The organism is Pseudomonadota bacterium (genome assembly GCA_039033415.1).
Taxonomy (GTDB): Bacteria; Pseudomonadota; Gammaproteobacteria; order Xanthomonadales; family SZUA-38; genus JANQOZ01.
The window spans coordinates 187,912-209,888 of record JBCCCR010000005.1; the positions used below are offsets into that span (position 1 = coordinate 187,912).

Genomic DNA, 21,977 nt, shown 5'->3' on the forward strand with positions numbered 1-21,977 from the left:
CCAAATATTGAACCGTTTGGTACGATATTGGTGACTTTTCGCCTGTTCCAAATCGATGACCACCCCGATGACTAACAAAACCGGCCGCGGCAGACCTAAGACTTTTGATCGCGATGGCGTTGTCGCTGCCGCAATGACTCTTTGGTGGGAGCGGGGGCCGGGTCGGCTGTCGATCAACGAGCTGTGTTCCACGATCGGGATGGCTAAACCAAGCCTCTACCGCGAGTTTGGCGGCGAAGATGGCCTTATGGCGGCAGTGCTCGCCCGGTACCACACGACCCGCATCGATCCGCTCCTCGCACAACTCACCCGGGAGCGGCCGCTGGCAGACGCCGTTCACGGCCTGACGACCTGGCTGACGACATCCTCGGACCTGCCTGCCGGCTGCCTGCTCGCGAAAGCGCGGATGTCATTGCAGCCGTTGGGCCCAGAAGCAACTGCGAAGGTTATTGCCATGCGCGATGACCAAATAGCCGCTTTAGGACAATGGATGGAACGAGCGGCGGAGCGGGACGAGCTGGCCGATGGCGTCGACCCGAAGCTGGCGGGTCGGTACCTCGATACCCAGCTCACCGCGCTGCTGACGCTGGTCGCCAACGCAGAACCTTCTGAGCTGGTTGCCGCGCAGACGCAACTGGCTTTTGCCGGGGTGATGAAGAAACCTGAGAGGAGTTATCCATGCGGGCAATGAGGCAAAACGATTTCGGCGCCGCTGCTGATGTGGTTGAACTGGTGGAAAGCCCGGATCCGGAGCCAGGACCCGGTGAGGTTTTACTCCGGGTAGAAGCGGCGGCCATGCACCTCGCTGACGTCAAGTTTGTGACCGGTGAATCGGGCTTCAAATTTTTTGGCGTGCCGCGCTGGATGGGCGAAGAAGGAGTGGCACGCGTCGAAACACTGGGCACCGGTGTCGAGGGATGGCAGGTTGCCGACCGAGCGTTTGTTCCGCGTGGCGTCGGCGCCTTCCGCGACTGCGCCTGCGTTGCGGCGACGGACCTCATGCGTGCGCCCGAAGGCGACGCGGATCAACTCGCCCTCACGATGGTCAATGGCCTCACCGCCTTTCTCCTGCTGGAGGACTACGCGCGCGCGCAGCCGGGTGAGTGGATCATCCAGAACGGCGCCAACTCGAGCTGTGGCCGTTATCTGGTTGCACTGGCTCGCATGAAAGGCGTCAAAACGGTCTCTCTCGTGCGACGCGCCGAACTCATCGACGAGCTAACGCCACTCGGAGCGGATGTGGCCCTGGTGGACAACGGCGACCCCAACGACATGGCGATGCAGGTTGGCGAAGCAACCGGCGGTGCGGCGGTAGTTGCCGGCATCGACTGCGTTGCGGGACCGGCCACCGTCACGATCGCGCGCTGCGTAGCGCAGGGCGGTCGGGTCATCAACTACGGTTTTATGACCGGCGAGCCGTGCCAGATGGCGTTTCACGACCTTTTCCTGCGCGAAGTGACGCTCGAGGGTATGAATATGAAACACGGCTATTCAAGCGAGGAGCTCCTGGAGATCTATCAGCGGCTGGCCGGGCTGATTGCCAGCGGCGAACTGCGCGCGGCCATCGCCGGCACCTATCCGCTCGACCGTTTTCTCGACGCCTATGCGCACCAGCGGCAAACCGGGCTGAAGCGTCAGGGCAAAATCATTATTCGGCCCAACGACTGAAAGGGTGTGGCGCCGGCAAACCGCCAGGCTGGTCAGCAAGCACAATCTCCCGTCAACTTACGGGCACAGCGCCGGAACACACTCAAACGAGTCCAGGAAGATTGTCGTAAACAGTGACTCCAGGAACCCAGAGTCGAGCTTCCAAAGCTCACGGCCGTCCACACCATTATCGCCTTCCCACAACAGCGTGTTGTTCACCACCCAGGCTTCACCACGCGGCGAGCCGTCAGCCTGGCCAGGATTGACGTCCGCAATCAGCGACACCCCGCCGATCGTCCCGTTGGCTGCCCACCACTCAAAGCCGTGCTCCGGTGTCTCGGCGCGAAAGATCAGATGGTTGTCGAACACGAGCCAGGGTCGCGGCGCCGCGCCGTTGATGTCGCTACTGATGGTTGCAACCAGCTCCGCGTTGCTGCCCGACACCCGCCACAGCTGAGGCCCGCTTGGCGACTGACCACCGAAGTAAACGTGGCCATTAAACTCGACAAACTTCTCCGGGTCCGAATCTCCGTCGCCGGTCGAAACGTCTGCGATCATGAAAGTGCCGCTGCCGGTGCCGTCACTCCGCCACGGCTCAACACCCTCACCTTCGGTCTCGCCGGCAAAGTAAACGACCCCGCCGATCGGATCACCCGTGAACAGTCCCGTCGTGGCGTAGCCGCTCTCGTTGCCCGGATTGATGTCCCGAACCTGCTGAGCAATGTCGCTACCGTTTGGCAAGACCCAGGGCTCAAACCCGTCTGCCTCCCCTTCCGCGGTCGCCATAAACAGCCAGCCTCCCGGCACCGGCCAAAAGCCGTTTCTGAAGGTGAGCCGTACGCTGTTAGTGCCCAGAATCTCTGTCGCGGTGTCACCGACCAGCCGATGAACACGAGCACCGATTGTGGGTGGCGTGACCGGTCGCGCGATCAACAGCGCTGAGTTGGACCCGATCGGCGTCAGCGCCTGCGCGTTGGAGCTGCCTTGATCCCCATTGATGTCGACATACAGCACGGGACCGGAGTTGGCGTTGACCCACCAGATCTCGCGCTGGCCGTTGCTGTCCGTGGCTGACACCAGCACTCTCCCGCCGACGATGCCCAACCACGACGGGCTGGAGTTCGCCTGGCCAGGGCGAATATCGAACACCGTCGGGATGCCCGGAAAAGCCGCAATTGAAAATATCTCGCTGCCGGCCATATCGTCGGTGGCGTTAAAAAACACCGACGCGTTCAGGCTGCCGCGGAACGTCGGAAAGGACCCGTCAGGTCCCAGTCGAAGGTCGGTCAGCAGCTGGGTGCCCCCGGTGGTGCCATCGCTAATCCAAGGCTCGATGCCATCGCTCCCGTTATCGGCACGAAAAAAGAACTGGCCACCGTTAACGATGCCGTCGAGCTGAAACTGACCATCGGGCCCAGGCCAAATGTCTCGCACCATTTCTGGCTGTGCGACCAGCGATCCAGAGACGAGGCAGCCAGCGAGCAGTGCGGCGAGAGATTGGGTCTGCATAAAGGAAACTCCTGGTTTTTCCGTAAACGACCAGGTGTCACAAAACGACACCCTGCAGCATACCCAACGTTCGCCAAGGGCTAATGTGCACAGCCTGCAGCCGGGCTTAGCTGAAAAGGGCCAGCATTCTAGGCAACAAACCTGACTTGACGAAAAAATCGACTTCCCGTATCAAATCGCTATCCAATGGTGGACGGCAGCCGTGCAAATCATCGAAGAGTCAGCCACGCGCCTGGTGCTCGAAGATACCCACCGAGATAAGCGGGTCGCCCTCGTGATCGCCAGCGTCATCGCGATGGTGGTGGCTGTCTATCTGGCCATCGAGCTGGATTTCACCGTCGCTTCCCTGCCCTTTGTGCTGGGGCTTGTGGCGCTAGTGGCCCTGTGGCGCATGGACTACAAAGCCACTTTGGAGTTCGACAGAAGCCGCGGGAAATTCACGCATACGGTCACCGACCGCGGCAAGGCGAGTGAGTCGACGCTGGAGCTCAACGACATTGCGAAAGCCGAGGTGAGCGAAAGCGACCCGGACAACAGCAGCGGCGACACGCCGTCACCCAACTATCGCCCCGACCTGATCCTCGCCGACGGAACGCGTTACGCACTGCGCGACTTTCATTCGGCCGGAACCCAGAGCGAGGAGGTGGTTGACCGGGTCAATCGATTCCTCGAAAGCGCCCGGTAACCACCACAAGACTCTCGCCGGCGAGAACGCGATTCTGCGGCGACGAACGACGCTATACGCTAATCCTCAGCGCCAGTTTGGTCTGCCTGAAACCGACGCTTGAGAAACTCTACATAAGGAACGGCGCTGTTGAGGTTGCCCACAAAAGGGTCCGCGGCTGCGTCATTGTTCCATTCGTATTCAGTGCTTTGCGCAATCATTCTTGCCACCGGTTCTCCGAAAAAGCGCTCCAGCACCGCCAGGCTCATATCGATACCTGCCGACACGCCAGACGATGTAATAAAACGACCGGACTCAACCCAGCGCGCCTCCTTTTGCCAGTCTGCTGACCCCTGCTGCACGATGTAATCGAAAAACGCTTTATTCCCCGTTGCACCCACGCCTTCGAGCACGCCTGCCTTGGCGTAAAGGGCCGAACCGGTACAAACGGAGGTCGCCACAGCAACTTCGTCCAGCTTGCTCTGAAGAAACGAGATCATGCGCGGGTTTTCCACCTCAACCAGCGTCCCGATTCCACCGGGCACCATGAGGACATCCAGTTCGGGCGCATCTTCAAACCCATACTGGGCCTCCAGTCGCGGCGCGATCGCTTTTGGATAGCTGGTTGTGGTCAGGGCGACAGGACGCTTCTGCTCCGCAATAAGGTGCACACGCAGTGTTTCCGGGCCCATGTTCATCCACATTTCCAGCGGACCAAACACATCCAGGGGCTCAGCTCCGTCGTACAGCACGATGCCAATGTCCAGCGGCGGTTCCCATACGTCGTCAACCGCGCCATCAGGGCGCGCAACGGAAAAGGGCACCAGACCACTATGGTCCCCAACCCGCCAGCGCAGCTGATACTGACCGTCGGCCAGGTTCCCGGGGACAAAGGCCATCAAGTCGTTGTTGCCCATCGCATGCAGGCCCAAGACGCCGCGTTCCGCTTGATCACCCAGCACAACCACCTCGTACGCCACTCCTTCGGGAAGCTGATCAAATTTAAGCAGTACCCCTCGAAGCGTACGCGGCAGTACCGCACCCGCTTCAGGATAGCTCTTGACCAGCTCCATCGACGAAGCTGCGACCGTTGCGGTCAGCAAAACCACTGCCACCATGCTGCGCCAAAGGGTCATAGCTCGACTCCAAACGTGATGAAGAACGATCTCTCCTGGCCGGGGCGAACCACTTCCTGGAGCAGGTACTGGTAGGGTCTGAAGTACTCTCGATCAAAGCAAGACTCGTTGAGGTCGAGCGTCGGGCTTTTCATTCGCTCGAGACGGAAGGCTGCAAACCTCCCGGTCCATGACCGCGTCGATACAGGCAACGGACTGTCCGCTAGGAAATCTTTTTTCATTTCTAAACTCACGGTGAGGCGTATACGTGACGCCGGTAGAAATCACAGGCCTGCACAGGTCGCCGCGACGCATCGTTGCAGCGAAAAGCACTAAGCGTTTTAGGAGTACTCAGTCGTTAACTGGCGGACCGCGAGCATGCTGGAGGAGAAATGGGGTGACGCTGGCGAGTGTCCGAGACCGCACCGACGCTGATAACGGCCGACACGGCAATACCCGCGCTTCAATACTGGGAGGAGCGGCGTCATCGAGAAACGGCAGCGCAAAGGCACAGGTGCCGGATCCCGCGGCGTGATGGTCGTCGTGCGAAGTCTCGTCACCTTCATCGAGCAAGCCTTCGTGGCCGGTATGCCCATGATGAGCGTGGTGGGAATGGGCAGTATCTGCACCCGCGTGCGAGTTCAGGACGCCCGCTTGCATCCCCTCGGGACAAATGGCTACGAATGACCCGCTGGCCAGTGCGGCGGGCATGAAGCCCGCGGGAAACAGGATCTGCAGACAGAAACACGCGACCACCCACCGCAACAGCTGCGGTCGTAAGCGACGGAATTGAAACGCGTTTACGGCTTTTGGGGTCATTAACAGCACGGAGAATCGCGCGGCCACTCATTATAGAAGACAACGAATCCCGAAACCGCTGTTTAGCTCACGTTCGCTGCAGGCAACCAGCGCCGAAGCGGGGTCTTGCCTACGGCCACGGCGCCTCAGGCTTGGTGTATAGCTGGCTGAACAAAACGTCGCCAAGTTTCTCAACCACTGGCATCTCTGCGAGGCAATCCAGAAAGGCTCTCCCCACGCCCGCGTGAAGTCGCTCATGCTCTCGGCGACCGTCGTCAGACCAATAGCTCTCCACCATCAGATATTCAAAGGGCGTCTCGGTTTTCCAGGTGGCGTACAGGAAGCAATCGGGCTCCTGCGTTTGCGCGGACTGGGTTACCTGCGCCAGGATCTGGAGAAATTCGTCATGCTTTTCCGGCTTGACCTTCATGCGTACCGTGACGCTGCTTTGAATAGGCTGACTCATAACGTCTCTTCTTTGTGTCTTAGGGCGCCGGCGAGTCGGTCATTCCCAGCACCGATATCCGTCTGCGGGTGTCTCGCTGTCAACCGCGTTCATTGCCGCCCAGGCCAGCTTCATCGGTCCGATCTGACCGTCACTCTCTTCCCGGTTGGTCAGGACAATCACTGACAGGCCGGCGCCGACGTCGCGAATAAAGGCGGTGCCAGCGTAGCCCGCGTGATCAACGATGATGCGATCATCGACCTCGCGGCTCCACCAGCCGCGCGCATAGCCCCACTGCCGACAAGACTCGCCGGTGGAAAAATACCGCTGAATTTTCCACGTTGCGTGCTGTGCAGCCTGACTGACCCGATAATTGTTGGAAAGCGCGGCCTCCCATCGCATCAGATCCTTTAGCGAGGAGTGTGCACCAAAATGGGGCGTGAGTTCGAACTGCCAGACGCGTCGGTTTCGCTGCAGCTCGCCGTCTTTAAAGGTATACCCTTCGGCCAGACCGGGGATGATGGCAGACTGATCGAGAAATCGCGTTTGAGTCATGCCAAGGGGCCGGAAAAACCGTTGCTGCATATACTCGGCATAGCTCATCCCGGACGCCGCTTCGATCACCAGACCCAAGAGGAAATACCCCTGGTCCGAGTAGTTCCAGTCGGTGCCGGGCTCCGACACCATTGGCGTATTTTTCGCCGATGCCAGCATGTCGTCAGTGGAGTAGCTGAGTAAAAACTCCCCTTTCGGTTTTTCCTCAAACCGATGTGCCAGCCCGCCCATGTGGCTGAGCAGCTGATTGATCGTGATCGTTTGCCACTGCTCAGGCAGTCCCGAAACGTGATCGGCAAGCCGGTCCTTAGCCCGAAGTTTTCCCTGCCCCGCGAGCGTCATTACGGCCAGCGCCGTCATGGGCTTGGTTAACGAGGCCAGCTCAAAAACGGTCTCGGTGCTAACCGGCACGTTATGGGTCAGGCTGGCGTAACCATAAGTGCCCACGTGAATAGGGGTCCCACGGCGTAGCACCGCAACGGCGACCCCCGGGAAGTGGCCGGTCGCCATAAGGGGCGCAATGGCCTCGCTGACGGCCTCAATAACCGGAGGATGGTCCTGTGAGAATGCCCGGGGTACCACCAGGCAAAGACCCAGCGCAAGTCCGATAAAAACCTGATGCATTGCAACTAGACGAGCCAAACGCCAACGCGTTACTCAACCGGACGCGGGATGTGGGGCTCCTGACGCTCTCGCGCCCAGGCGTTGATTGGCTCAATGTACTTCTGAGTGATATCCCGAAGCTCACCTTCCAATGCCTCCCACTGCTGCTCCAGATCCGCCTGCCGCTCGCGCATCCCAGCTGTGACCGGTGCGCCCGAGTAGTCGATCGTATCCATCAGGAATCGCACCTGACCATCGAACATGGTTGCCCAGGCGTCTTCGTCTTCGTAGGTCTCGAACTTCAGCTGCGTGATCTTCGCTTCCCAGGTGCTGATCCCAGCTATCGCCTGGTCGCCGAGGGAATGGAGGTCAGGGTCGTCATAGTCTGCCATCAGCTGGGTGACCTCCGCTCGCGCCCGCCGGCTGTCGTCTAGCCGTTTGAGCGAAGTCGCCAGCAGGCCTTTGACGCTGCTGAGCGTCTTTGCCCAGTCCGCAATTTGTGCGTCGGTAGCAAAAGATCGCGCGTCTTTGGTCACCTCGAACGATACCGCGCTGGTCTCCTCACCCAGCGTCAGCCGGGCTGTGTAAGCGCCGGGGGCCACCGTCGGACCGTCGAAGCCAGCGTGCAGCTTGATGTTGGCTATGCAGGGGACGGCCTCTGACTGCATGTCCCAGCTCCACTGGTTCAGCCCCTGAGCCACCGGAGGGTAGTAGTGACTCACCGGCCGCCGTGGATCTTCGTTGCCCTTTTCGCAGCGCTGCTGGTCACCCTCCGCGCTCGACATCGTTTGCACCACACCACCGTCAGCGTCGAGGATTTCCAGCGTCAGCTCCGCCCCCTCTTCCACTTCGTCTCGAATGAAGTAGTAAAGCGGCACCTCCCAGGAAGCGTTGGCACCTTCGAAGTTGCCGGGCCAGCTGCCCGGCTTGCCCATGGCCCACGCCGGCGGCGTATACAGATGCACGGCTTTATCAGCATCATCGTTGGATGCCTGCCGGACCAACCACAAGTCATCGAGCACCCAGAACGCGCGACCCTGGGTAGCCACGGCAAGCCCATCCGCGCGGGCCCGGAGATCGGTGATGGGAACCGACGGGAGATTGAGATCGAGCGACTGCCATTCCTCGCCGTCGTCGAACGACACAAACAGCCCTTTCTCCGTTCCCGCGTAAAGCAATCCTTGAACGATCGGATCCTCTCGGACCACTCGAACAAAAGCCTTCTCCGGCAGGCCCTTGTCGATGCGACGCCAGCGATCACCGTGGTTGGTCGTCTGGTAAATGTAAGGCTTGAAGTCATTGAGCTTGTAGCCCGTCACCGCCAGGTAGGCGGTCCCTTCCGCATGGGGTGACAGTTCAATGGCGTTGATCATCGCCTCACCTCGATGCGGCGGCGAAACATCCGCCCAGTTTGCGCCCCCGTCCCGCGTCAAATGCAGCAGCCCGTCGTCTGCGCCGACCCAGATAGTTCCCTTCTCATTCGCACTCTCCTCGATGGCGTAGATCGTGTGGTAGAACTCCGCGCCAACGTTCTCCGGCGTCAGCGGCCCACCATTGCGGCCCATATGATCGGGGTTATTGCGCGTGAGATCCGGGCTGACCTCTTCCCAGCTAAGGCCCCGATCCATGCTTTTGAGGAGGTACTGCGTGCCGTAGTAAATGGTTGCCCGGTCGTGAGGACTGGTGATCACCGGCGGGTTCCAGTTGGCTCGGTATTTCAGATCCTTTGAGTCCATTCCAAACACCATTTCCGGATACGGAATGATGTAGCGGGTCTTGCGATTGGCGTGGTTATATTCCGTCAGCGTGCCGTTGATGGTGGTCGCGTAGATCAGCGTAGGATCGTCCGGATCGAAGGCGATATGTGCGCTTTCCCCGCCGCCAACCGCGTAATAATCGTCGACCCCGATACCGCCATCCCAAGAGGCGCTGGCGATCGACACGGTGGAATTATCCTGCTGACCGCCGTACAGGCGGTACGGATTTTGGTTGTCGGTAATCAACCGATAAAACTGCGCGGTCGGCTGGTTGTTGATGGAGCTCCAGGTTTCGCCGCCGTCAAACGTCACCGTGGCACCGCCGTCGTTACCGTTGATGAAGTTGTCGCCGTCACTTGGGTTAAACCACATATCGTGGTGGTCTCCGTGCGGCGCTGAGACGAGCTCGAAGTCGGCACCGCCATTGACCGATTTATACAGCGCCGTGTTCATGGCCCAGACCGTGTTGGCATCACTCTGATCGACGGCAATGTGTATGTAGTACCAGGCACGAGACCACAGCGCGCGGTGCCCGTTGATCAAGCTCCAGCTGGCGCCGTAGTCCTCGCTGCGCCACACGCCGCCCTTGCCCGGACCCGCCTCGATGATCGCGTAGACCCGGGACGGCTTGTCGGCCGAGACGGCAATACCCGTTTTGCCGATCAGCTCGGGCAAGCCGCCCTCCAGCTGAGTCCAGTTGTCACCGCCGTCGACAGACTTGTAGATACCGCCGCCTTCACCACCCGATTTGATGAACCAGGGTTTGCGTCCGTGGTGCCAAAGCCCGGCATACAGAATGCGCGGGTTGGTCGGATCCATCGTGATGTCGGTGGCGCCGGTCTCATCATTCACTTCGAGAACGTGCTCCCAGGTGGTTCCACCGTCTTTGGTCCGAAAGACACCCCGTTCTGCGTTCGGCGCCCAGATCTGTCCTTGGACAGCTACAAAAGCCACGTCTGGATTCTCAGGATGGATCTGGATCTTGGCGATTTGACCGGCCTCCGGCAGCCCCACAAAGGTGAAAGACTGGCCGGCATCAACCGACTTCCAAAGCCCTTCGCCCTGAGCCGTGGTAACCCCGCGGATCGGCGCTTCCCCGGTCCCGATATAGATCACATTAGGATCGGAAGGCGCGACGGCGATGGCGCCGATCGTGCCCACCGGAATCTGCCCATCCGAGATGTTGTTCCAGGTCTGGCCGGCGTTGGTGGTTTTCCATACGCCACCCCCGGTGGCACCCATATAGTAATGCTGACTGTTGCCGGGCACGCCGTGTACGGCGGTCACGCGCCCGCCGCGCCACGGCCCCAGGAGCCGGTACTCCAGACCTTCAAGCAGCGTGTCGTCAACCGCTTCGGCAAACGCCACGCTAAGAGGCAGCATCGCGGCTAGGGCCAATCCCAGGGCCAAAAGCCAGCGGGCGACAGATTGGGGGCGAGGGGTTGTTGATGGCATGGTCATGAATGAAGTGCTCTCTTCAGCGTGCACCGCCCCGCAGCGAGGCCTCAATGGCACTCGCGACACCAACGAGACGGCACAGGACTGGCAGTGTGTTGATAGAACCTGGGGAAAACCGTCAGGGCCCACGTTTCCTTAAGCGTTGCGCAGATCCTTGCGCAGAATCTTGCCTGACGCGCTCTTGGGTATCTGATCGATGACGGCAAGCTGCTGAATCTGCTTGTACTTAACCAGATGCTCCCCGATAAACGCCTGAACCTCTTCCAAGGTGATGGTGTGACCTTCCGGTGTGGTGACAAATGCCTTTGGCACCTCACCCGCCTCCTCGTCAGGGATACCGATGACCGCTACGTCGCTTATCTTAGGGTGTGTCAGCAGCAACCCTTCGAGTTCGGCTGGTGCAATCTGGAACCCTTTGTACTTAATCAGTTCCTTCAGGCGGTCCACAATGCTCATATGGCCGTGGTCATCAATGATGGCGATGTCACCCGTCCGGAGCCAGCCGTCCTCAGTGATGGTTTCAGCCGTGGCCGTAGGATTATTCAGATAACCCTTCATCACCTGCGGCCCGCGAATCCACAGCTCACCTCGCTCATTGATCGGCTGGTCCTCGCCGCTCTCGGGCTCAACGATCCGACACTCGGAGTTGGAGACGGTCACGCCGCTGGTACCCGGACGATAGTCGCCGCTGGTAGTGAGGTGGCTAACGGGGCTTAGCTCGGTCATCCCAAAGCCCTGCACCACCTCACACCCCAGACGCTCAACCGCCTTGGCCTGAAGCTCAGCGCCAAGCGGCGCCGCGCCAGAACACACCTGCTTGATGGTCGATAGATCAAACTGATCGACAATAGGGACACTGGCCAGGCCCAGAATCACGGGCGGAACGGCAAAAAAGCGCGTGATCTTCAGCTCCTGAACCGCCTTGAGCGCCTCGACCATATCGAACCGCGGCATCGTCACCGTCGTCACGCCGTTGGCAAGCAGCCCATTCATCAGCACCTGCATGCCGTAGATATGAAAAAACGGCAGAAATGCCAAGGCCACATCATCACTCTCGTACTCAAAGACCGGACTAAATTGGGCAATGTTGGCGACCAGGTTGTGGTGGGTCAGCATCACGCCTTTTGGCAGGCCGGTTGTGCCTGAGGAATAGGGCAGCACCACCGTATCGGAGGCCAAGTCAACCGGCACCTGCTCGATCGGCTCGCCAAAGACGCTGCTGAGGGCGGTGGTCCCGGGCACCGCCTCGCCCATCACAACTACCTCGGTCACGGGTGACCCCTCGGCGGCAGCAAGTGCCGTTTCCGCAAAAGCGCCGATGGTGATCAAGATCGACGCGCCGGCGTCGGTGAGCTGGTGCCGGACCTCCTCGGGCCCGTAGAGCGGATTGATCGGCGTCAGCGCGCCACCGGTCACGGCGACCGCGTGAAACACGATGGCGTACTCGGGAAGATTGGGGGCCATGATGCCCACAACCTTGCCTGGCCCGATACCTCGCGCAGCCAGCCCACCGGCAAGCGAGTGGATGGCATCACTCAGGGCCTTAAAGGTGTAAGAGCTGGTTCCGGCAGCGTCTCTGATGGCGACCTTGTCACCCAGCTCGGCCGCTCGTTGCAGCACCAGGTCGGTGATTGTTATCGCTGGAATTTCAACGTCGGGTAAGGGGCTGGTGTGAATAATCTGGGACAAGGGTCTTCCTCGACTTCCATCGGTGGGCGGTTTTACGGCCCCAGACTCTAAAGCATGTCGCCGCTGGCTGTCGACAAAACGGCCGGTGCCTGGCGAGATTGAATCGACTAGCTCGTGATCCCTTTTGCCAACATTTGCTGTTTATCCAAGCAGGCACTGAAAAGGGAAACCGCCATGAGATCAAAGAACCCGCTGTTGCTTGGCCTGCTATGCACGCCGCTATTCGCTTCCGGGCACGCGCTGAACGACACTGGCGCAACCAGCTGCGCGGACGATTCGGCAGCCGACCTTCCCTGTGGCCCTCAGACCGCAGCCTACCCGGGTCAGGACGCCGAGTTCGGACGCGACGTGGAGCTCCCGGACGATTCGGACGGCCGCGCCGGTTTTTCAATGACGCGGCTCGACGAATTCGGTGAGCCGCTTGACGAGGCGGAGCCCGACTTTGCCAGCACCCCCTGGCGTTGCGTCCGTGACGAAGTCACCGGACTGATTTGGGAAGTAAAAACAGACGACGGAATGCTGCGGGATTCCGGCTGGACCTACAGCTGGTTCGACTCATCACTCCCAGCCAGCGGCCTGCTGCAGGGGTTCGAAAACGGCGGGAGCTGCTCGGATAGTGCGAACTGTGACACCGAAAAATATGTCGCCGCGGTAAATAGTCAAACGCTTTGCGGCGCCAGCGACTGGCGGCTTCCCACCAGAACCGAACTGCTGGGCCTGGTGGATTTCGGTGCCGACCCAATGGGCGTTGTCATGCTCGGCACCTACTTCCCTCATGGCGCAAGAGATCGCTATTGGGCCGGCAACAGCAACAGCTTCAGCGACGTTACCGCTTGGAGCGTCTTTTTTGGCAGCGGCAGCTCGTTGCCGACGAGCAAGTTTGAGGCGCGCCGCATTCGCCTCGTGAGGTCAGCACCATGATTGGCGCGGCCGCGTTGACGATCGTCCTCCTGGCGCAGCTCCCAACGCAACACACCAAAGAGCCCGAGGTCATTTTTCGGCTCCCACCGAACGAGATGCGAATGTGGGCGGAGTCATTGGACCTACTCGAGGGCACACGTCGAGTCGCGATCGGCGGCACTGCCTCAACGCTGGCGCCGATCGGCACCAATGTCGGTGAGACGCTCGATCTCGATCTCGGCGAGGGGCTGTATTACCCGACGACGCTTCTCGAGTCTCATGGCGAGACTGACGGCACAGTCTGGTCTGCGCTCCGCACCGGCGTCCGTCCCCATGAGCCCATCACCTGGATGACCTGGAACAAGAGTTATCGCGTTCCCGAGACCGAGCCACCACCACCCACGTTCACCATACTGCCCAGCTTTCTGGAGCTGATCGACTACGGCGGCTTCGGGCTGGTTGACGAGCTGATGGCTGAGTTTCATATCCGCGTTTGGATACAGGGAGCGGTTGTCTTCGAGCACTTCGCCCAGATGCGCGGCCGTGGCGGACCACAGGCCAGTCACGACTTTCGCATGGTGGGAGAACTGGTCGGCGACCCGTCAGGATTCTTCTACCCGCTGGTCGTCGACTGCTCCGAGTGTCGTGATGTCAACGGGGACCCCGTTCCGGAATCGGAGTGGTACGTTTATGGCGCCCGCTATGACATCGACGGATTGACTCAGGCGATTGATCTGTCGGGGCTGGGTCCCGGTGACGCGCTGACCGTTCGCTACGACCTGGGCGTTAGCGCCTGGAGCGACGGTGGCGAAACGGGTGCCTCGGCCTTTGTCGGCGACCCGCTGAACTTTGAGCAAGGCCCGGTGCTCGAGGTCGAGGGTTTGGAGCCCATTGAGAACTTGCAGCCAACCGCAACGTGCAACAGCAGCCTTCCGGAAACCCGTCCGCTTAGCCAATATCAAATCGACGGAGAACTGGCGACGGATCTGGCGACGGGACTAACCTGGCAGCGATGTGCTGTCGGCATGACGATGAATGATGGTGGTACACCGGCTGATCCACTTGACGACCGCTGTGACGGCACCCAGAGCGACCTCACCTGGCAGCTGGCACTCGAGGCTGCCGACCAGTCGGGCGAACTCGGCCCTGGTAATCGGTGGCGCCTTCCCAACGCTAAGGAGCTCGCCTCGCTGGCGGAACTCCAGTGCAGCTTCCCCTCAATTAATGTCGCCGTGTTTCCAGACACCCCCCAGGGCGCAACCTGGACCAGCACCCCTGACCAGGGCGCGCCGGGCGAGTTTTCCTGGACGGTGGACTTTCTTAATGGATCGGTGAGCGGCCGTACGGTTACCGCTACGCTGGCCAGCCGACTGGTAGCCGATGGGACGGCGGCCGCGACTGATGTGAAGATCTTCAGCGATGGGTTTGAAGCTGCACCATGATCCACCCAAAGGCCGATTGGCGCGTGCCCACGCTTCCCGTCGGGCGGCGGGCTGCTATGCTGATTTTACAAAGATGGACAGCAGCTCGGACATCACAGGTCTCCTGGCGGCCGCCGAAGCCGGCGACCCGGCTGCGTCCTCTGAGTTGTTTGAGGCCGTCTACGCCAAGCTTCATCAGCTCGCTAAACGGGAGCGGCGGAAGTGGTCGGGACACCATACGCTCGACACGACCGCTCTGATTCATGAAGCCTATCTGAAGCTGGCCAAAAGCGCCGGCTATTCGGGAAAAGCCCACTTCTTCGGCACGGCGGCCAAGGCCATGCGCCACGTGCTCGTGAACTACGCACGCGCCCGAATGGCGCAGCGTCGAGGCGGCGGCGCGGAGCACGTGGATGCCGACACCGTCAGCCTGCCCGCTGGCGCACCCATCGAAGAGCTGCTGGCCATGGATGAAGCGCTCAACCGTCTGGAGCAAGAAAACCCTCGGGCGTGTCGCGTGGTGGAGTGTCGATTCTTTGCCGGGCTGGATATTGCGGCTACCGCGCAGACGCTGGGCATTTCAACGGCCTCGGTAAAGCGAGACTGGCGGATGGGCGCAGCACAGCTCTACGCGAGCTTACAGCCGTCCGGAGATTGACTCAGTGGCACAGGACTCACCCCAACAGCGCGAGGCAGAACGCCTCATCGAGCAGGCCCTGGACCTCTCGCCGGCAGAACGGGAGGCACTGCTGGACCAGCATTGCGCGGGCAACCCCGAGCTGCGTCGGCAGGTCGAACAGGCGCTGCTGGCGCACGATCGCTCAGAGGAGTATCTGAACAACCTGCGACAGGATCTCGGCATCACCCACCCCGACGAGACGCTAGAGCTGGCCGGTCAGGTGATCGACAACTACCGACTTCAGCGCCTGCTCGGCGAGGGCGGCATGGGAGCGGTCTATCTGGCCGAGCGGACCGAACCGTATCAGCAGCTCGTTGCGCTCAAACTGCTGTCCAGCGGTCGATGGCTGCGCCGCTGGCATGAGCGATTCCTTCGGGAGCGGCAAATGCTCGCCAGCCTCAAACACCCACACATCTGTCGACTGCTCGACGGAGGTGTTAACGAGACTGGGGTGCCCTATCTCGTAATGGAGTGGATTGATGGAGAGCCGATCGACGTTTACTGCGCCAAACGCGAGCTCGACCCGGCGGCGATCATCCAGCTGTTCCTGAAGCTGACGAGCGCAGTGGCCTACGCCCACGGTCAAGGCATTATTCATCGCGATCTGAAACCCGCAAACGTGCTGGTGGCCGAAGGGGATGATCTTCAGGTTGTCGATTTTGGCATCGCGAGGATGCTGGATGAGGGCACAACGCCAGACACCGCGGATCCCATCACGGGCCAGGGTGCACAGCCTCTGACCCTGGCCTACGCCAGCCCCGAACAGCTTCGCGGAGAAAAAGCCTCCGTGGCCTCGGAGGTTTATGCCCTGGGGGTGCTGCTGTATCAGCTACTCAGCGGGCGATTGCCCTTTAATGTGTCCGGTCAGTCGCCCGCCGGCATCGAGCGCCTGGTTTCAGACACCGAGCCGCTGAAGCTCTCCCGCGCGGCCGCCCGGGAAAATCGGTCACACGAGATTCAACCCGATCTGGATGCCGTGGTCGCCCGCATGATCCATGGCGACCTCGACCAACGCTTCAGGACCGTCGAAGACGCCGCCGCAGATCTGCAAAACGTGCTGGCACACCGACCGGTCAGCGCCCGTTCGCCAACCCTGTGGTATCGCGTGAGTCGCTTCGTGCGCCGCCACCGGTTTCCGGTTGCCGCGGGCACCGTGGCGGCGTTGTCACTCACGGCCGCTGCGATCCTCGGCTTGTCGCTTGCCGTCGCGGCCCGAGAGCAGGCCAGGCTGCTCGCCGAAGAGCGAGACCGAGCGCAGGCGGCAACGGGGTTTCTCGTCGATCTATTTGCGAGCCTAAACCCCAACACCAATCCGCTGGACACCACCGCGAGGGATCTTCTGGAACAGGGGGCGCAACGCATCGAGGGCATAGACAGCCCGGCGCTTCAACGGGAGATGCTCGATACGGTGTCGGGCGTTTATCGGATCCTGCGGGAATTCCCTACGGCCCGTGATCTGCTGGAGCAGGAGCTGACACTCGCTGCGAACCTGGACGATCCGGTGATCTCGGCTGACGTGCTTGCTCGCCTGGCGGGTACTCAGCTGGCTATGGGTGAATATGACGATGCGCTGGACAGCGTTGATCAATCGCTGGCGCTGTTGGGAGAGCGCGAGGCAGGCGAAATCCGCGCCGGCGCCCTGCTGGTGCGCGGCCAGACGCTACACCGACGGGGTGAGACGGCGCTTGCCCGAGCGACCTATGAAAGCGCATTGCCTCTGGCCAGGCGATTTCCTGGCAAGGACGAGGAACAGCTGTCGATCCTTCAGTCGGAAATGGCCAACCTGGCGAACCACGTGGGCGAGGAGGAAGAAGCCGTTGTGTTGTTCGAGGAAGTGCTGGCGCGCAGGATTCTGAGACATGGCGAATACAGCAGCCCGGTCAGCTCAACGCTTCTGGGTCTCGCCCAAACTCGCCGGAGCCAGGGCGCAATTACTGAGGCTATCGAGCTGCTGGAGCGAGCCAACCAAATCAATCAGCATCTGTTTGGCCCGGACAACGATCGCCACGCGTTTGTCTTCAACAGCCTGGGGCGCGCCTACGAATCCTACGGGGACTTCGAGGCCTCCGAGCAGTACTACCGGGAAGCGCTCCGTCTGGTGCGCTTGTTCCGTGGCCCGGAGCACCCGAACGTAGGATTTGGGCTTGGCAACGTCGCCAAGATTCTCAGCAAGCAAGAGCAGTGGGCAGACGCTGCGTCGTTCTTTGAGCAAGCGGTGGCCATTACGGAAGCCAATCGGCCCGACCATATAGCCGTGCACGATATGCGGTGGAACTGGGGGAAAGCGCTGATGAAGTCCGGCGCGCTGGCGGAAGCTGAAGAGCCCATCATAAAAGGCCTCAACTCGCTCGCAGCAAATTACGGCGACCAACACCCAAGCACACGCGGAGCTCTAGAGGCTGCCGTTGAGCTTTACTCCAAGCTTGGTGAACAGGAGTCCGCCGACCGCTACCAGCAGCGTCTGTCCGCCATTCAGCAGAACTGACAGCCCAGCGAGTCGGTCAACGGTCTATCGGGCTCACCTTTGTACCTTCCAGCGTCAGGTTGTACATCAACCCCTTGTTGGTCAGCACAAAGCCGATGATGGGGTCCTCGATACTCTGCGTGTCGACCGCGCCGGCTGCACCCACTTTGATGAGATTGACGGACGCGTCCCCGCCGATTTTCCAGCCGTTGCTGGTCCGAAACTGCGCCAGCGAGTCTTCGCTCATGAACAGTAGAAAAATGGCCTTGGACTGCGCTCCGAGCTGCAGGCCAATCGACCCGGCAGACGTGCGGTAATACTGCACCGTCTCGCCGCCGACACGCAGCGCGCCCTCGCCCGTCTCCCCGCCGATGCCGACGCCCACCTTCAGCACCTTAGGAAAAACCAGCACACCTTCAGCCGCCTCCAAGAACCGGTCGCCGCCTTCGACCTCGTCGACAAACCGATCAAGAGCGGCATCCACCCGCGTATCGATCTCGAACGCTGAAGCGGACCAGGCGCTGCCGCTGATGCTGAGCAGCAGCAAAGTGAAGAAAGCCCACGTCCATCCGCTCTGAAACCGTTCTCTCATCGCCACACACCTCAACCTGATCAACCAGTGATGGAAAAGCCTAGCAAGCACCCCTGAACTCGGCAACGCGGTCATCTGTCAACCAAATAGCCGGCCGCGCGTTGGAATAGTTATGCCACAGGAGCGCGCAATGAAAACTCAAAATTTGCTGGGCATCGCCCTGCTCACCCTTTTGCTGGCGACCGCCTGCGCCCAAAAGCCTACCCGTACCTATCCCGCTGGCGCTGTCGGAACGTCAATGCGGGTGTCTCAGGGCCAGATCATCGCAATAGCAGCGGTGACCGTGGAGGGCCAGGCATCGATTGTTGGCACGCTCGGCGGGGCGGCGGTTGGCAACAGTGTCGGGCGAACCGTCGGCGGCGGCAGCGGCCGACGGGTTGCGGGCGCCGCCGGTGCGGTTGCCGGCGCGGTGGCCGGCCGAGCCGTGGAACAAGCGGTGACCAGCAAAGAAGCTATCGAGGTCATCGTGAAGCTCGACAGCGGCCGGACGGTTGCGGTCATTCAGGAAGACCAACAGCTGTTGCGCCCGGGCGACCGGGTTCGCGTGCTTCACGGAAGGCGCACCAGTCGCGTCATCCCGGTGTAGGAAACCACCTTGCGGCGATAGCGTCCTAGTTCGCTACAATCCTCTCCGTTCGTTTGGAGGGGACACCAATGACAACAGGAAAGCGCCCCCAATTTGGCGTGATTTTTGCCCTATTTTTTGCCCTTTGTATCGCTCCTGCGGCTATTCCTGCGGAAGCGCTGTCGGAGTTTTCAGAGGCTGAACTGCGCGAACGTGTTGAGTCCACCGACAACAGTCAAAAGCTGGCGGCGCTCGGCGAACTGTTGCTTCGTGGACGCCGAAAACCCTACGACGATATTCAACAATTGCTCGATCTGGCTGAGTCGTTACAGGACACCCATCCTGACGCGGCACTTCGCAGCCAGATTCTCCATCACCTCAGCTGGTTTGCCGTTCGGAAAGGTAACCTGGATTCGGGCCTGACCTGGGCGAAGGCATCGCTCGAACTGTCCACGCCGCTTGGCGACAAGAATTTGATTGGCTGGAGTCAGTATTCCCTCGGGGTGGCGTTTTACTATCGGTCTGATTCCGACGAGGCTCTAGCCGCCGCGACCGCGGCAGTCGAGGCGTTTGAGCAGGAGACAGCTCAGTCGGAGTCTGCGATGGCCCATACGCTGCTCGGGGTCGTCTATCGATCGCGCAGCAACTTTAATGCCGCACTCGCTCATCATGCGAGTTCACTCGAGATCTCCGAGGCCTTAAGCGATGCCGACGGAATCGCCAGAGCGAGAAACAACATCGGCCTGATCCATTGGAAGCTCGAGCAGTACGAAGAGGCCTACCGGGAACTTGAGCAGGCGGCCAACCACTATCGGAAAGGTGGCGTTCAGGGTCAGTTGGCGACGGTGGTCAGTAACCTCGGGCTGGTGCTGATCGAGCTTGGGGAGCCACGACGCGCCCTCGAATACCTTGAGGAGGGTCTGGCGCTCGATGCCGTTCAATCAAACCCGAATCGTCGGGCCAAACTGCTGAGCAACGTCGCTTTTGCGCACGAAAAGCTGGGCGACGACAAAAAGAACCTCGAGATTCTTCTCGAAACGCGAGAACTGCGCGAGCAGATTGGCAACGCGTGGGGCATGTCCAGAACCCTGTCCGCGATTGGCCAGGTTTACCGCCGCGCTGGCGACCTTGCGCTGGCGGAGCAGGTATTCACCGAAGCGCTTGAGGCCGCCGAGTCAGCCAATGCATTGAGTGAACAACTGGAGATTCAAGAGGAGCTGGCCAACATCTACGAAGCGCTGGGCCGAGATAGTGATGCGTTGGCTGCACTGCGGCGCGCGCATGAAATCGAGGAGGAAATCGACTATCCAGGTGCCGCGAAACGCATCAAGGAACTTGAAGCTGCACGTCGGCTGGCAGAAAACGAGCTGGCTCTGGCTCGCCAGAGTCAGCGGCAGCGGCTGCTGTTGATTGCCGCCGCCTTCCTCGTGTTGCTGGCCGTAAGCCTAACGGCCTACGCCCGGTCCCGCGGGCGCCTGCTGTCGCAGGTTCAGCGAACCGCTCTCGAGCTCAGCGACTCAGAACAGCGCTATCGCAGTCTGTTCAACGACACGTCGGAACCGAGGTTGCTCATCGATCTCGAGGTGGGTCGGGTGATCGATGCCAACGAACCCGCGGCCGCGCTTTGCGGTCGCCCGGTTGCTGCAATACTTGGACAGGACCTGACAGAGCTTCAGCCGGAATGGCTCAGTCGGGCGCTGCTGCGGGGTGAAGAGGCGTCTCATTCCCCGATCGGGGTTCACGAATCCTGGTTCACGCCGTCGGGGGAGGAGGAGTTCGCCGACGTATGGATTGCGCCGGTGCCTCTTCAGGGGCGGCGCTGCGCGCTCGTGGCCATTCATGACACAACCGTCAATCGGCGTGAAGAAGAAGACCGCATCCGTCGCGGGCAGCTTGAATCGCTGGGCGTTCTTGCCGGCGGAATTGCACACGACTTTAACAACGCGCTGAGCGTGGTACTCGGCTACGTGACGCTGGCGCGCACCCACCTTGATGAGAAATCGGGTACGGCGCGGCTGCTGGGGTCCGCTGAACGCTCCATCGATCACGCGGCAAAGTTGTCGAGCAATCTGCTGACGTTTTCTAAAGGTGGCGAGCCGCGCCGAGAGCGCCACGACATCGGGCTGAGGGTGACCGAAGCGGCGCAGGTCGCCACCGCCGGGTCCGGCGTCGAGCTCAAGCTGAGCACGGGCGCCGATCTCTGGGATGCTGACGTGGACCTCGGTCAGCTGAATCAGCTCATCAGCAACCTGATCCGCAACGCGATTCAAGCGATGGATGAACGGGGCGTACTTACCGTGGAGGCACACAACCACCTTGCGGTAGAACCGTTGAGTCCGTCGGTTAAAGCCGGGAACTTTGTGCAGATTGATGTCACAGACAGCGGACCGGGCATCCCGACAACCATTCAAGGCAAAGTGCTCAACCCCTATTTTTCGACGACACCCGGTCACGCGGGACTGGGACTGGCAACCGCTTTTGCGATAGCGACCCGTCACGGGGGCTGGCTCACCTTTAAGAGTTCTGAAGGGCGCGGCACCACTTTTTCCGTCTATCTGCCAGCCAGCGTGGAGGGCAAATCCGGCACGGCCGCTGAGGGTCGCAAATCTGTCAAAGATCAAGAATCCGTTTTGGTCATGGACGACGATCAGGCAATCCAGCGGATGTACAGCAGGGTACTGAATCAGCTCGGCTATCAAGCCGAAATCACGGGTGAAGGCAGTGCTGCGGTTAAGCGCTATCGCGAGGCTTTCGAGGAAGGGGCGCCCTTTGACGTTGTCGTCATGGACCTCACCGTGCCCGGCGGCATGGGCGGCAAGGATGCACTGGCTGAAATACAAAGATTTGATCCAGCGGTTCGCGCGGTGGTGGCCAGCGGCTATTCCAACGATCCGGTGATGGCCAACTATGAGGAGTCAGGCTTTCGAGCCGCTTTGCATAAGCCATTCAGTCTGCAGGCGTTGTCTACCTTGCTGCGAGAAGTGCTGGATGAGAGAACCAGCAAGACGCAAGCGGGCAGTCGACCAAAGACCCAGACCCGGAAAAGAATTTAGCGCACCGCCAAGAATAGACAGGTTGGAAGAGCCGGAGCCAAAGCAGGAATAAGGCTCCGGCCT

General features: G+C 60.7%; 17 protein-coding genes. 9 read left to right on the top strand and 8 right to left on the bottom strand.

Annotation, left to right across the window (positions count from 1 at the left end; all coding sequences use genetic code 11):
• Positions 1 to 67: 67 nt before the first annotated feature.
• Positions 68 to 691, top strand: a complete 624-nt coding sequence (locus AAF358_05690; protein MEM7705023.1) for a TetR/AcrR family transcriptional regulator — start codon at positions 68 to 70, stop codon at positions 689 to 691.
• On the top strand, positions 679 to 1,668 hold the full coding sequence (locus tag AAF358_05695; GenBank protein MEM7705024.1) for a zinc-dependent alcohol dehydrogenase family protein: 990 nt from the start codon (positions 679 to 681) through the stop codon (positions 1,666 to 1,668). Before AAF358_05690 ends, AAF358_05695 begins: the two co-directional genes overlap by 13 nt.
• A gap of 57 nt (positions 1,669 to 1,725) precedes the next feature.
• On the opposite strand, the gene AAF358_05700 is transcribed toward AAF358_05695, so the two are convergent.
• Positions 1,726 to 3,156, bottom strand: coding sequence for a hypothetical protein (locus AAF358_05700; protein MEM7705025.1), 1,431 nt, complete (start codon positions 3,154 to 3,156; stop codon positions 1,726 to 1,728).
• 202 nt (positions 3,157 to 3,358) lie between these two features.
• On the opposite strand from AAF358_05700, the gene AAF358_05705 reads away from it, so the two are divergent.
• Entirely contained in the window at positions 3,359 to 3,841 is a 483-nt protein-coding gene (locus AAF358_05705; GenBank protein ID MEM7705026.1) for a hypothetical protein, read from the top strand.
• A gap of 59 nt (positions 3,842 to 3,900) precedes the next feature.
• Here the strand turns inward: AAF358_05705 and AAF358_05710 are convergent, their stop codons facing one another.
• From AAF358_05710 to AAF358_05735, 6 genes are all read right to left on the bottom strand, one after another.
• Positions 3,901 to 4,956 (bottom strand): DJ-1/PfpI family protein, encoded by a 1,056-nt coding sequence (locus AAF358_05710; GenBank protein MEM7705027.1) that lies wholly within the window; start codon positions 4,954 to 4,956, stop codon positions 3,901 to 3,903.
• Entirely contained in the window at positions 4,953 to 5,090 is a 138-nt protein-coding gene (locus AAF358_05715; GenBank protein MEM7705028.1) for a hypothetical protein, read from the bottom strand. Before AAF358_05715 ends, AAF358_05710 begins: the two co-directional genes overlap by 4 nt.
• 773 nt (positions 5,091 to 5,863) lie before the next feature.
• A complete protein-coding gene (locus AAF358_05720; GenBank protein MEM7705029.1) occupies positions 5,864 to 6,199 on the bottom strand; it encodes an antibiotic biosynthesis monooxygenase in 336 nt (111 codons plus the stop codon).
• 39 nt (positions 6,200 to 6,238) lie between these two features.
• Positions 6,239 to 7,357: a serine hydrolase domain-containing protein gene (locus tag AAF358_05725; GenBank protein ID MEM7705030.1), complete on the bottom strand. Its 1,119-nt coding sequence runs from the start codon at positions 7,355 to 7,357 to the stop codon at positions 6,239 to 6,241.
• Positions 7,358 to 7,386: 29 nt separating this feature from the next.
• Positions 7,387 to 10,476, bottom strand: coding sequence for a glycosyl hydrolase (locus AAF358_05730; GenBank protein ID MEM7705031.1), 3,090 nt, complete (start codon positions 10,474 to 10,476; stop codon positions 7,387 to 7,389).
• A gap of 210 nt (positions 10,477 to 10,686) precedes the next feature.
• On the bottom strand, positions 10,687 to 12,240 hold the full coding sequence (locus AAF358_05735; GenBank protein MEM7705032.1) for an AMP-binding protein: 1,554 nt from the start codon (positions 12,238 to 12,240) through the stop codon (positions 10,687 to 10,689).
• 174 nt (positions 12,241 to 12,414) lie between these two features.
• On the opposite strand from AAF358_05735, the gene AAF358_05740 reads away from it, so the two are divergent.
• From AAF358_05740 to AAF358_05755, 4 genes are all read left to right on the top strand, one after another.
• The gene (locus tag AAF358_05740) at positions 12,415 to 13,161 is read left to right on the top strand and encodes a DUF1566 domain-containing protein (GenBank protein MEM7705033.1); all 747 of its coding nucleotides are present in this window, start codon (positions 12,415 to 12,417) and stop codon (positions 13,159 to 13,161) included.
• Positions 13,158 to 14,582: a DUF1566 domain-containing protein gene (locus AAF358_05745; GenBank protein ID MEM7705034.1), complete on the top strand. Its 1,425-nt coding sequence runs from the start codon at positions 13,158 to 13,160 to the stop codon at positions 14,580 to 14,582. Before AAF358_05740 ends, AAF358_05745 begins: the two co-directional genes overlap by 4 nt.
• Positions 14,583 to 14,655: 73 nt before the next feature.
• Positions 14,656 to 15,219, top strand: coding sequence for an ECF-type sigma factor (locus AAF358_05750; GenBank protein MEM7705035.1), 564 nt, complete (start codon positions 14,656 to 14,658; stop codon positions 15,217 to 15,219).
• 4 nt (positions 15,220 to 15,223) lie between these two features.
• Entirely contained in the window at positions 15,224 to 17,725 is a 2,502-nt protein-coding gene (locus AAF358_05755; protein MEM7705036.1) for a tetratricopeptide repeat protein, read from the top strand.
• A 16-nt stretch (positions 17,726 to 17,741) separates the two neighbouring features.
• Here AAF358_05755 and AAF358_05760 read toward each other — a convergent pair whose 3' ends face one another.
• Positions 17,742 to 18,296 (bottom strand): YSC84-related protein, encoded by a 555-nt coding sequence (locus tag AAF358_05760; protein MEM7705037.1) that lies wholly within the window; start codon positions 18,294 to 18,296, stop codon positions 17,742 to 17,744.
• Positions 18,297 to 18,426: 130 nt separating this feature from the next.
• Between AAF358_05760 and AAF358_05765 the strand changes: the two genes are divergently transcribed.
• Together AAF358_05765 and AAF358_05770 are read left to right on the top strand one after the other, a co-directional pair.
• Positions 18,427 to 18,882 carry a hypothetical protein gene (locus tag AAF358_05765; GenBank protein ID MEM7705038.1) on the top strand — a complete coding sequence of 152 codons (456 nt, stop codon included), beginning with the start codon at positions 18,427 to 18,429 and terminating at the stop codon, positions 18,880 to 18,882.
• 68 nt (positions 18,883 to 18,950) lie between these two features.
• A complete protein-coding gene (locus tag AAF358_05770) occupies positions 18,951 to 21,914 on the top strand; it encodes a tetratricopeptide repeat protein (GenBank protein ID MEM7705039.1) in 2,964 nt (987 codons plus the stop codon).
• Positions 21,915 to 21,977 lie beyond the last annotated feature (63 nt).

Coding starts and splice junctions, on each gene's coding strand:
- AAF358_05710 (MEM7705027.1), bottom strand. CDS start 4,956: ATGACCCTTTGGCGCAGCATGGTGGCAGTGGTTTTGCTGACCGCAACG.
- AAF358_05760 (MEM7705037.1), bottom strand. CDS start 18,296: ATGAGAGAACGGTTTCAGAGCGGATGGACGTGGGCTTTCTTCACTTTG.
- AAF358_05765 (MEM7705038.1), top strand. CDS start 18,427: ATGAAAACTCAAAATTTGCTGGGCATCGCCCTGCTCACCCTTTTGCTG.
- AAF358_05695 (MEM7705024.1), top strand. CDS start 679: ATGCGGGCAATGAGGCAAAACGATTTCGGCGCCGCTGCTGATGTGGTT.
- AAF358_05770 (MEM7705039.1), top strand. CDS start 18,951: ATGACAACAGGAAAGCGCCCCCAATTTGGCGTGATTTTTGCCCTATTT.
- AAF358_05725 (MEM7705030.1), bottom strand. CDS start 7,357: ATGCATCAGGTTTTTATCGGACTTGCGCTGGGTCTTTGCCTGGTGGTA.
- AAF358_05745 (MEM7705034.1), top strand. CDS start 13,158: ATGATTGGCGCGGCCGCGTTGACGATCGTCCTCCTGGCGCAGCTCCCA.
- AAF358_05690 (MEM7705023.1), top strand. CDS start 68: ATGACTAACAAAACCGGCCGCGGCAGACCTAAGACTTTTGATCGCGAT.
- AAF358_05750 (MEM7705035.1), top strand. CDS start 14,656: ATGGACAGCAGCTCGGACATCACAGGTCTCCTGGCGGCCGCCGAAGCC.
- AAF358_05715 (MEM7705028.1), bottom strand. CDS start 5,090: ATGAAAAGCCCGACGCTCGACCTCAACGAGTCTTGCTTTGATCGAGAG.
- AAF358_05720 (MEM7705029.1), bottom strand. CDS start 6,199: ATGAGTCAGCCTATTCAAAGCAGCGTCACGGTACGCATGAAGGTCAAG.
- AAF358_05730 (MEM7705031.1), bottom strand. CDS start 10,476: ATGCTGCCTCTTAGCGTGGCGTTTGCCGAAGCGGTTGACGACACGCTG.
- AAF358_05740 (MEM7705033.1), top strand. CDS start 12,415: ATGAGATCAAAGAACCCGCTGTTGCTTGGCCTGCTATGCACGCCGCTA.
- AAF358_05700 (MEM7705025.1), bottom strand. CDS start 3,156: ATGCAGACCCAATCTCTCGCCGCACTGCTCGCTGGCTGCCTCGTCTCT.